Source organism: Aestuariivirga sp. (genome assembly GCF_037139295.1).
Taxonomy (GTDB): Bacteria; Pseudomonadota; Alphaproteobacteria; order Rhizobiales; family Aestuariivirgaceae; genus Aestuariivirga.
The window spans coordinates 19,965-30,659 of record NZ_JBAXGR010000041.1 but is presented as its reverse complement, the minus strand read 5'-3'; the positions used below and the strand labels follow the sequence as shown (position 1 = coordinate 30,659).

The 10,695-nt window shown below is 63.0% G+C and carries 9 protein-coding genes; 5 read left to right on the top strand and 4 right to left on the bottom strand.

Annotated elements, in window-relative coordinates; all coding sequences use genetic code 11:
• From WCJ41_RS11990 to WCJ41_RS11970, 5 genes are all read left to right on the top strand, one after another.
• Window positions 1-1,447, top strand: a 1,447-nt coding sequence (locus WCJ41_RS11990) for a glycosyl transferase (protein ID WP_336906058.1), incomplete at its 5' end; no start/stop codon positions are given.
• A gap of 121 nt (window positions 1,448-1,568) precedes the next feature.
• Window positions 1,569-2,597, top strand: coding sequence for an ABC transporter ATP-binding protein (locus WCJ41_RS11985; RefSeq protein WP_336906060.1), 1,029 nt, complete (start codon window positions 1,569-1,571; stop codon window positions 2,595-2,597).
• 32 nt (window positions 2,598-2,629) lie between these two features.
• Window positions 2,630-3,781: a spermidine/putrescine ABC transporter substrate-binding protein gene (locus WCJ41_RS11980; protein ID WP_336906057.1), complete on the top strand. Its 1,152-nt coding sequence runs from the start codon at window positions 2,630-2,632 to the stop codon at window positions 3,779-3,781.
• A gap of 104 nt (window positions 3,782-3,885) precedes the next feature.
• The gene (locus tag WCJ41_RS11975; protein ID WP_336906056.1) at window positions 3,886-4,746 is read left to right on the top strand and encodes an ABC transporter permease; all 861 of its coding nucleotides are present in this window, start codon (window positions 3,886-3,888) and stop codon (window positions 4,744-4,746) included.
• A 9-nt stretch (window positions 4,747-4,755) separates the two neighbouring features.
• Window positions 4,756-5,565, top strand: a complete 810-nt coding sequence (locus tag WCJ41_RS11970; RefSeq protein ID WP_336906059.1) for an ABC transporter permease — start codon at window positions 4,756-4,758, stop codon at window positions 5,563-5,565.
• Between the two features lie 53 nt (window positions 5,566-5,618).
• Here WCJ41_RS11970 and WCJ41_RS11965 read toward each other — a convergent pair whose 3' ends face one another.
• The 4 genes from WCJ41_RS11965 to WCJ41_RS11950 form a co-directional block, all read right to left on the bottom strand.
• Window positions 5,619-6,917: an esterase-like activity of phytase family protein gene (locus tag WCJ41_RS11965; RefSeq protein ID WP_336906055.1), complete on the bottom strand. Its 1,299-nt coding sequence runs from the start codon at window positions 6,915-6,917 to the stop codon at window positions 5,619-5,621.
• A 99-nt stretch (window positions 6,918-7,016) separates the two neighbouring features.
• Window positions 7,017-8,504 (bottom strand): carboxypeptidase M32, encoded by a 1,488-nt coding sequence (locus tag WCJ41_RS11960; protein WP_336906054.1) that lies wholly within the window; start codon window positions 8,502-8,504, stop codon window positions 7,017-7,019.
• Window positions 8,505-8,555: 51 nt separating this feature from the next.
• The gene (locus WCJ41_RS11955; protein WP_336906053.1) at window positions 8,556-9,839 is read right to left on the bottom strand and encodes an FGGY family carbohydrate kinase; all 1,284 of its coding nucleotides are present in this window, start codon (window positions 9,837-9,839) and stop codon (window positions 8,556-8,558) included.
• Window positions 9,840-9,843: 4 nt separating this feature from the next.
• A complete protein-coding gene (locus WCJ41_RS11950; RefSeq protein WP_336906052.1) occupies window positions 9,844-10,635 on the bottom strand; it encodes a deoxyribose-phosphate aldolase in 792 nt (263 codons plus the stop codon).
• Between the last annotated feature and the right edge of the window lie 60 nt (window positions 10,636-10,695).

Sequence of the window (10,695 nt, the reverse complement as noted above, 5' to 3'; positions counted from 1 at the left end):
AACGGGCTCAAGCGATGAGCAGAGACGAGCGCAAGGCGATGATTGCGCCTGGCTGGCCAACACCCTTCGAGATGCGGACAAAGGCGAAGCAGCCATTATTGAGTACCAGAAGCGAGCCGCTGTGGGCGGATGGATCGAAGAGAGATTCGCCAGTCTGTACAACGCTGCCAAGCTGATGGAGAAGCTTGGTTATCCGGACGAAGAAGTGATTGATGCCTATGTCAAGGCGTCTGATCTGCTCCCCAGCCGCGCCGAGGCCTTGCACGGTGCAGCCAGATTTTGTCGCCTGAAAGGCCTCCACGAAATGGGGCATAAGTTCGCCACAAGAGGGCTTGATGTTCCACGCCCTCGCGACGGTCTGTTTGTTCAAGATTGGATATATGACACCGGCCTGCTGGATGAATATGCGGTCACTGCGTATTGGGTCGGCCGCCATGCCGAAAGCCTTGATGCGTGCCTGAAACTGCTCCAGTCCGGCAAACTCAACACCGCCCAGGTTACGCGCATTGCCGGCAACGCGACCCGCGCGCGCGACAAGTTGGGGGCGGTGGTGAAGCCCGCCAATCTTGGTCTGTTCGGCGGCACCAGCTATGTGGCAAACCACCGGCTTGATCCGCCCCCGCCGCCACGCAACCCTGTTGCCCCGGCTCCGCGTGTGCTCCTGTCCATCCTCGCCAAGCAGAAGGAAAAATCGCTACCGCTCTACCTGCAGTGCATCGAGGAACTTGACTATCCGAAGTCCTCAATCGTTCTCTACATCCGCACCAATAACAACACGGACAAAACCGAGGCAATCTTGCGCGCGTGGGTGGCGCGGGTGGGCAGCCAGTATGCGGCGGTTGAGTTTGACGCGGCGGATGTCGAACAGCGCGTGCAGGACTTCGGTGTCCATGAATGGAACGCCACCCGCTTCAAGGTGCTGGGCCGTATCCGCAACGTCAGCCTGCAGAAGACGGCGGCGCATGACTGCGCATTCTATTTCGTTTGCGACGTCGACAATTTCATCCGGCCCTGCACGCTGTGGGAGTTGGTGAACCTCAACCTGCCAATCGTTGCGCCGCTGTTGCGCTCGATCACACCAACCGATACCTATTCCAACTATCATGCAGCGGTTGATGCCAAGGGCTATTATGTTCGCATCGACCAATATTTCTGGGTGCTCAACCGCTGGATTCGCGGCGTCAACGAGATGCCTGTCGTGCACTGTACCTATCTCATCCGTCACGATGTGATCGATCAGCTCACCTACATCGATGAGACCAAACGCTATGAATACGTGATTTTCTCGCACAGCGCGCGCAAGGCGGGCATTCTGCAGTATTTCGATAACCGCCACATCTACGGGTATCTGGCAACTGATGAAGGTGACCCGAAATATGTTGAGGGCGGCTTCGAGATCGCGCGCGAACTGATGGCGGGAGATGGCGTAGCCGCCGACCCGTCGTGAGCCGCCGGCTGGGCCAGAGCGAGGCTGCAGTTACAGGGCACTCGTTTTGCCATCCCTTGGCGTAAGGTTGACAATTCCTGCCTGCCGTCCGAACCTCTGCTGGATTAGATTTTACAAGGGTATCGTGAGCGACTCTCGCAGCGTCATTGAATTCCGCCAGGTCACCAAGCGCTTCGGCGATGTCGTCGCCGTGGCCGACAATGATCTCGCGGTGAAAGCCGGCGAATTCCTGTCGATTCTGGGCCCGTCCGGCTGCGGAAAGACCACCTCGTTGCGCATGATGGCGGGGTTCGAGCAGCCGAGCACGGGCGAAGTCTTCATCCGTGGCGAGAATGTCACCGGCGTCCCGGCCTATCGCCGGCCGGTGAACATGGTGTTCCAGCATTATGCGCTGTTCCCGCACTTGTCGGTCGCCGACAACGTGTCTTATGGACTGCGCCAGCGCAACCCGAAGCCCTCGAAGGCCGAGATTGACCGCGCCGTGGACGAAGCGCTCGCCATGGTCCGCCTCGAAGGCTACGGCAAGCGCCGCAGCTATGAACTCTCGGGTGGCCAGCAGCAGCGCGTGGCGCTGGCCCGTGCCCTCATCAATCGTCCGGCCGTGCTGTTGCTGGATGAGCCTCTCGCCGCACTTGACCGCAAGCTGCGCCGCGACATGCAGATCGAGCTGCAGAACCTGCAGCGCGACGTTGGCATCACCTTCCTGCTGGTCACGCATGACCAGGAAGAAGCGCTCTCCATGTCGGATCGTGTCTGCGTCATGCGCGAGGGCCGCATCGTGCAGACAGGCTCCCCGCGCGAACTCTATGACCAGCCGGTCAACCGCTACGTGGCGGATTTCGTCGGCAAGACCAATTTCTTCGCCGGCCCGTCCTCGGCTGAAGTACTGAGCGTGCGTCCGGAGCAGATCGAGATCGCCGCCAATCTCAACGCCCTGCCGGAAGGGCTCATGGCCAGGCTTCCAGTCAAGGTTCTGAACCGCATCTTCCTCGGCGAGCACACCGAATATGTGGTGGCGAGCGAGAAGCTCGGCGAGTTCATGGTAATGGCCCCGCGGAAATCGGAGCGCGACGCAGGGGTCTATGACATCGGCGACATGATCGCCGCGGGATGGCGCCCCGAGGCAGAGCGTATCCTGCCGAATACGTGAACGACATAACAAAACACATAGGGAGAAGACGCATGAGCAAGACACCTGACCATATCTCAGCCGAGAAATTCCTGGCCGAACTCCGCCGCTTCCAGAAGGGCAGCGTCACCCGCCGCCACTTCCTCGGTGTGACGGGCCTTGGCCTTGCCACCGCCGTGCTCAGCACCGCCATGCCGGGCCTTCGTCCGCGCAAGGCCTATGCCGGCCTGTCGGGCACGCTGAATGTCACGACCTGGCCCAATTATTTCTCGCAGGAAAACTACGACAACTTCACCAAGCAGACGGGCGTTCCGATCAACATCAACGTCTTTGGCTCCAACGAAGAGATGCTGGCGAAGCTGCAGGCGGGTTCCACCGGCTGGGACGTGCTGGTGCCTACCAACTACACGATCTCCACCTACAAGGGCCTCGACCTCATCGAGCCGCTCGATCTCAAGCTGTTCCCCAGCTATGATCCGGCCGCGCAGGACCCGCGCTTCCTTGGCCCGGGCACCATCGATGGCGTGACCTATGCCGTGCCGAAGGACTGGGGCACCACGGGCTTCATCGTCAACACCAAGTCGACGACGGAAAATCCCACGAGCTGGAAGGACTTCTTCGCGCTCACCCAGGGTCCGCTGTCGGGCAAGGTGACGGTACATGACTATCAGCTCACCACCATCGGCAGCGCGGCCAAGTCGCTTGGCTATTCCTTCAACACCGTCGACCCGAAGGAACTGGCCGAGGTCGAGAAGCTGCTGATCGCCACCAAGCCGCATCTCTTCGGCATCACATCGGACTACCAGCCCGCCATGCGCAATGGCGATGCCGCCATGGCCATGTGCTGGACCAATGATGCCGCACAGCTCCACCGCGACCTGCCCGAGATGAGCTATCGCCTCGGTAAGGACGGCGGCGAGATCTGGGTGGACCACTATGCGGTCATCAAGGGCGCGCCCAACCGTGATGCGGCCTATGCCTTCCTCGACTACATCCTGACGCCGGACATCAACGCCAAGGAAATCGAGGCCCACGGCACGCCCACCACCGACGCGCGGGTCATCAAGCTCCTGCCCAAGGACATCCTCGAGAACCCGATCCTCTATCCGGCGGCCGACCAGCTGTCGGTGCTGGAATATGGTGCGGCTGAAACCCTCACCAACCCGGCCCGCGCCGAGTTGATGGCGCGCTTCAAGTCGGCGTGATCGGCATCATCCACACACACGTCATGGCCGGGCTTGACCCGGCCATGCTTTTCACCCGCGGAAAGAGGATGCGCGGGGCAAGCCCGCGCATGATGAACCCTTAGATGACCTCGACACCGCGCCCGAAACTCGTGACGGCCCTGCTGCTTGCGCCTGCGGGGCTGTTCTTCGTGTTCCTGCTGCTGGTGCCGCTGGCTGTGGTGCTGATCTTCTCCTTCGGCGAGCGGGCGCCGGCGGGCGGCTATCTGCCGGCCTTCACGCTGCAGAACTACATGGACCTGCCGGCCCGCGGAAAGGCCTTCTTCAACACGCTCACGCTGGCGCCGCTCGGCACGCTGCTCACCGCTCTCTTTGCCTTCCCGATGGCCTATTTCCTGGCGGTGAAGACCAGCCCCAAGTGGCGCGTGGCGCTGCTCATTCTCGTGATGGCCCCGTTCTGGACAAGCCAGTTGCTGCGCTACTACGCCTGGATGATGATCCTTGGCAACAAGGGCCTGCCAAGCTGGCTCGCCATGATCGGCCTCACCGACGTGCGCATCATCAACACGCCCTGGGCGGTTCTCATTGGCGCAGTCTACGGCTTCCTGCCGCTCATGGTGCCGCCGATCTACGTGTCACTCGAAAAGCTCGACAAGCGCCTGCTCGAAGCCTCTGCCGATCTCGGTGCAACACCCACCCGCACCTTCTTGCAGGTCACGCTGCCGCTGGCGCTGCCCGGTGTGGCCACCGGCTCCATGCTGGTCTTCATCCTGCTGATGGGTGACTACATCCTGCCGCAGTTCCTTGGCGGCGGCAAGGTGTTCTTCATCGGCAACGCGCTGGTCGATCTCTTCCTGCAGTCGCGTAACTGGCCCTATGGCGCGGCCGTTTCCGTGGCGCTCGTGGCCATCATGTTCGTCACCATCTATTTCTACATGCGCTTCGTGCTGTCGAAGACCGACACGCGCCGCGCGGCGCTGGTGTGAGGTAGAATGATGCTCCGCGCCTATGCCATCTGCATCTACATCTTCCTCTACCTGCCGATTTCGCTGATCGTGTTCTTTTCCTTCAATGCCGGCAAATATGCCATGTCGTGGGAAGGCTTCTCGGTCTTCTGGTATGGCAAGGCCTTCTCCAATCCGCTCATCATGGGTGCGCTCAAGACGTCCGTCATCATTGCGCTGTTGACGGCCATTCTCTCCGCCATCATCGGCACGCTCACCGCGCTGGGCCTCGAGCGTCTCAAGGGCTGGCTGCGCGTTACCTTCGATGCTTTGATCTACATCGCCATCATGGTGCCGGGCATCGTCATCGGCATCTCGACGCTGATTGCCTTCGTGTCCTTCTTTGATCTCGTCAATCCGTCGCTCGCGGGGCTCGGCATCAAATTCCAGATGGGCACCTGGGCGGTGATCGCGGCGCATGTGCTGTTCAATATCGCGGTGGTGGCGCTCCTCGTGCGCGCCCGGCTTCAGGGCATGGACCGCAGCCTCGTCGATGCCTCGGAGGATCTTTATGCAACGCCCATGGGGACGTTCCGCCAGGTGGTGTTGCCGCTGCTGGCGCCATCGATCCTCGCCGGCTTCCTGCTGGCCTTCACCTTCTCGTTTGAAGATTTCATCATCGCCTATTTCGTGTCAGGTCCAGACACGACATTGCCGATCTACATTTTCTCCTCGATCCGCCGCGGAGTGACACCGGAGATCAACGCCGTGGGCTCGGTCGTCCTGCTCACGTCCTTCGTGCTGCTCATCATCGCACAGGCGGTGCTGAGGCGGGGAGAAAGAACCACCCGCGCGGAATGAGAAAGGGCCCCGGCCATTCCGCCGGAGCCCCCAGATGATTTTGACGTTATTCCTTACTGAAGAACGGGCGCCGCGAAGGTTACCCGCAACGCCTTGTTGGCATCGCCCTCTATACCGAAGTCGGAGTCGTTGAACACGATCATCTCCGTGGGGCTCATGACTGCCACACCCTCAATCTTCTTCGGCAGACCGTCCACGTCGTCGGAATTCAGCACGAGAGTCTTGACGACCGGCTTGAGGCCCTTTGCCTCCATGTCCGCAGCACTCATCTGTTCGAGCGACGGCGAGGTCTTCGCATCGTCGAAGGACGCGTCTACCGGTGTCGCTGTGGCGAGGTCGATCACATAGAACTTCGTGGTCTTGCTGATGCGCTCGTCCACCAGCAGCTTGTCGTTGCCGAGTGCCACCATTTCGCTCATGCGCACCGCGTTCTGCTTCTGCGGTTCCTTCTTGTTGTCGGCAGCGAAGGAAGCGGCGTCATCCATCACGTAGACATATTCACCCAGCACCTTGCCGGTGGCGCGGTCGATCTTCCACAACCGGGTGTTGGCGCTCTTCTTGTAGGCATCGCTGTCCGGGTTGGCGAGCGGGCTCTGCATCAACGCATAGATGGTGTTGCCGTCGGGGGAGATCGCCAGGTTCTCGAGTCCGCGGTTGATGTAGCGCTGTGCCATGATGGCGGGCAGCGTGCCGACCACCTCGACGCCGTCATTGGCGAGGGTCGTCTCGAGGCCCGCCGGAACATGGCGCTTCACCAGCGTGCCGTCCGCCGCCACTTCGACGATCGACGGAGCATATTCGTCAGCAATCAGGAAACCGCCGCCGGGCAGGCGCACCAACGCCTCGCTGTCGAGGCCGTTGACGCGGGTGAGCGGCTTGCCGTTCATGTCGAAGGCGGCTTCCATCTTGATGCCATCGGCCGTGAAGGGCAGGCCGCCCACCAGCTTGCCGGTCTTGTCCTTGAGCGAAATGGTCTCGGTCACCTTGGCCGTGCCGTCAGAACCGGTCTCGACCTTCTGGATGGTGATGTTGAAGTCCGGCATGGGGAAGTTCTTGGCCTTGTCGTCACCGGCGCAGAGCGTGTCGATGCCGAGGCCCGTCAGTTCTTCGATGCCTTCGCAGTCCAGGTTGGGGCCGCGGTCGGTGAGGGTCCAGACAACGCCAGCCGGGTCGCTCGGGTCACGGAAAGCGGCCGAGCCGATGCCGCGGACGAGCGTCAGCGTCTTGCCGCCGGGATAGGCCACCTGGCCAAGCGGCAGGTCGTCGAGCTTCAATTCGGAAACGGTCACGTCGGCTGCAAGTGCGGCGGTCGCAGAAAGGGCGAAGACAGTGCTGAGCAGGAAGGCGCGCATCGGGTTCTCCTTGTTTGGAAAAATGGCAGCCTTGCGCCGCTAAATTGCCCCCTTAACGGTTGTGTGACGCCACGCCTCACAGATCCGTGATGTGCTTCATCACGCGAGATAGCGCGACCGCAGATGCTGTTCGAAATACGTGGCATTCAACGGCTGGCCTGTGGCCTGCCGCATGATTTCGGGGGTCGAGAACATCGAGGCCTTGGACCAGATGTTCTTCTTCCGCCACGCATTGATGCCTGAGAAGTCACCCTTCGCGATCTGTGCCGCTGCATCCGGAATGCTGCGTTCCACTGCGGCCCATTGCTGGGCGGCCATCATGGCGCCCAGCGTGTAGCTCGGGAAATAGCCGAAGGCGCCCGAGGGCCAGTGCACGTCCTGCATCGGCCCGTCCTTGTAGTTTCCGGTGGTGGAGAGCCCCAGATACTCCGTCATCTTTGCATTCCATGCGTCCGGAACGTCCTTTGCGGCGAGCTTGCCTGTCACCAGATCCTGCTCCATCTCGAAGCGCAGGATCACGTGCAGCGGGTAGGTGGCTTCGTCTGCATCCACGCGGATGAAGCCGCGCTCGACGCGATGAACATGGCCGAGCAGGTCGTCGATGGTCACGCCGTCAAGCCCCAGGATCTCCCGCGCCTTGGGCAGCGCGAATTCCCAGAACTCCGGCCGCCGCGACAGTTGCATCTCCTGGAACAGGCTTTGGCTCTCGTGCATCGCCATGCCGCGCGCCCGCATCGAGGGCCAGTGCGACAGGTCATGCGGCAGGTTCTGCTCGTAGAGCCCATGCCCCGTCTCGTGCAGCATGCCCATGAGGGAGGACAGGAACTCGTCCGTCCGGTAGCGCGTCGTCATGCGCACGTCGGAGGGAACGCCGCCGCAGAAGGGGTGGTGCGAGATGTCCAGCCGCCCATGATGAAAGTCGAAGCCAACGGCCTTCATCAGTTCGAGGCCCAGCGCCTTCTGCTTTTCGATGGGGAAGGGGCCAGCGAGGGCCTTGAGCGGGTGCTTCGCCCGCCTTCTCGCCTGCGCTTCCAGCGCCTCCGGAATGAAGCTCTTGAGGAAGCCCTTGAGGTCGGCGAAGACGCGGGCGATCTCGGCGGAGCGGCTGCCGGGATCATATTGCTCGACCAGCGCGTCATAGGGCGAGAGCTTCAGCACCTCGGCGCGGCGTGCCGCTTCTTCCTGCGCCAGCGCCACGATGTTTTCGAAGGAGGGCAGGAAGTCGTTCCAGTCGTTCTTGGCCCGCAGCTGTCGCCACAGCTGCTCGCAGCGCATCGCCGCGTTCACCTGTCGCGCCACGAAATCGGACGAGAGGCAGGTGCGGTTGATGTAGCTGCGGCGGAACTCGGCAACGGCGGCCTTCTGTGCGGCGTCGAGGTCTTCATTCTCCGCCTTGTCGATCCAGTCGGCGATGTGCGGCGCCGTTGCCATCTCATGCGCCATGGAGGCCAGCACGCTCATGGCCTCGGCGCGCTTCTCGGCGCCCCCATCCGGCATGTTCACAGCTTCGTCCACGCCCAGCATGGACTGGGCATGGCTCAGGGCTTCGAGGCGGCGGCAAAGATGGTCGAGTTCGGCGAATGACATGGAGAGTCCTCAAATCACGGGAGATGGAGATTTATGGTGCCGGGCGGCGGCTCACAAGCCCGCATAGGCTTCCGACCAGCGCCCCAGCGGGTCGATCACCTGCAGGCCGCGCGGGGTGAAGTGGGCCGCCTCGCCGGTCGCCGCCTCAAGCGCCAGCAGTGCCGCGCCGAGGCCGACGAGTTCCGGCTCGTCCACCACGGTGATCGGCTCGCGGAATGCCGAGGCGCGCAGTTCCATCAGTGCAGTGGAACGCGCCCAGCCACCGGTGGCATAGATCATGCCGCGCGGTACGCCCGCCCGGTCGAAGCAGCGCAGGAAGTTGCGCCCGCGCAGCGCCATCTCTTCCAGCACGCGGCGGACGCGCGATGCCTCGTCATCGCCCTGCGGGTCGGGCGCGCCGGGCAAGCGGGGCAGGGCCAGAAGCGCGCGCACCGCCTCGCGGCTGAAGTGCTTCTCCAGCGTCAGCGTGAATTCGGTGACGCCGACCACGGCAAGCCCCGGCCCGCACATGGCGGGGATCGTGGTCTCGAGGCTGTCGTCGATCATCGGATGGTGAGCCCGCGTCTCGCCATAGATGGCATTCGCCGTGCCCAGCGAGTCGATCCGTGCCTGGTCGTTCAGGCGCAGGATCACCGAGGACGCGATCGGGTGGTCGTGCCCGCCGGCGACGATCAGCGTGTTCGACGTCACCACGCCCGCCGCGCGCAGCCGTCCGGGCCCCGCCGTCCCCGCAACCTCACCCGTCTTCAGCAGGCGCGGCAGCGGTGGCGCTCCGGCGAAGGCGAGGGCTTCCTCGCTCCAGCGCCGGTTGACGAGGTCATAACAGCCGGTGCGCGCGGCAAGCGTCTCGCTCATGAAGGGCTGGCCGCACCACAGGGCGGCTGGATAATCAGCAAGCGCAATCCAGTGCCGGGCCGCGCCAATCTCGGCCGCACGATGCTGGCGCATCCACATCCATTTGCCCGCCGTCGAGTGGAAATCGACGCGCGTGAAGTTGAAGCGCTCGCGGAAGCGCGCCACTTCGGCCAGTGCCCGCTTGTCATGCCACGCGATGACGAGGCCCAGTGACTGCATGTCGTCACCCGCGCAAACACCATCTTCGCCCACGCCCGCCGATGAAATCGCTGCCAGCGGTTTCCCGCCGCCCGCTTCGCGCCAGCCCTCGATGACGAGGTCTTCCAGCAGCTCCATCAGCACGGTGGCATCGGTCGTGACGCCCAGCCCGTCATTCACATGCGGGGTGGGCACGGACTTCACCCAAAGTGTGCGTCCGGCTTCGTCCGCCAGCACCACCTTGACATTGGTGCTCCCGATGTCGAGGCCGCAGACGATCATGCAGCTACCAGCGGCGCGTAAAGGCCGAACGCGTGGCCTTGGCCATTTCGCCGATCAGCCAGCTGGTTTCGTCTTCCGGCCGCTGCCACACCTTGCGGCCGACGACCACACCTTGCGCGCCCGCCGCGATGGCATCCGTCACGTCCTTCAGCGTCGACTTCGCGTCGCCGCTCAAGGGGCCGCCCGCCACCACCACCGGAATGTCGAGTTCGGCGCAGAGCTTCGCCGTGGCATCCGGTCCGGGGAAGGTGATCTTGATGATGTCGGCGCCGAGGTCATAGGCAACGCGCGCCACCTCGAGTTCCGCCTCGACGATTTCAGGGCTGCGCGGCGTGTTGAGGAACACCGGTTCCACCATCACCGGCATCTGCCATTTGGCCGCTTCCGAGACCACCGTGCCAATGCGCTGGCAATAGAGCACCTTCTCGGCATCATTCACGTTCCACGGCAGCAGCAGCTTCACGCAGTCGACGCCGAGGCGCACCGCATCTTCCACGCTCGCCACCAGCGTGCCCGTTCCCGTGGCAGGTGCCGATGTCGGCCAGAAGGCGTCGATCGCCAGGATGCGCGCCATCTGCGGGGCTGCCGCCATCTCGACTTCCGAGGCCTTGACGATGCCGGTCGACACCATGAAGCCCGTCACGTCTTCCGTCAGGAAGCGCTTCATCACCTGCACCGGCGCTTCCAGCTGCTTGACGCGCCCCCACACCAGCCCGTGGTCGATCGGCACCACGAGGGCCGCCCGGTCGGGGCGGAACACGCGGTTCATGCGATAGCTGGTGGAATAGCGGCCCAAGTCGGTCTCCCAAGCACAAGCGAATGGGTGGAGACTACAGGAATGGACGGCGAAGGAAAC

Bases quoted from the DNA above. Each gene is read 5' to 3' on its own strand.
- WCJ41_RS11960 (WP_336906054.1), bottom strand. From the start codon at position 8,504: ATGTCATTCGCCGAACTCGACCATCTTTGCCGCCGCCTCGAAGCCCTG.
- WCJ41_RS11980 (WP_336906057.1), top strand. From the start codon at position 2,630: ATGAGCAAGACACCTGACCATATCTCAGCCGAGAAATTCCTGGCCGAA.
- WCJ41_RS11955 (WP_336906053.1), bottom strand. From the start codon at position 9,839: ATGATCGTCTGCGGCCTCGACATCGGGAGCACCAATGTCAAGGTGGTG.
- WCJ41_RS11965 (WP_336906055.1), bottom strand. From the start codon at position 6,917: ATGCGCGCCTTCCTGCTCAGCACTGTCTTCGCCCTTTCTGCGACCGCC.
- WCJ41_RS11975 (WP_336906056.1), top strand. From the start codon at position 3,886: ATGACCTCGACACCGCGCCCGAAACTCGTGACGGCCCTGCTGCTTGCG.
- WCJ41_RS11970 (WP_336906059.1), top strand. From the start codon at position 4,756: ATGCTCCGCGCCTATGCCATCTGCATCTACATCTTCCTCTACCTGCCG.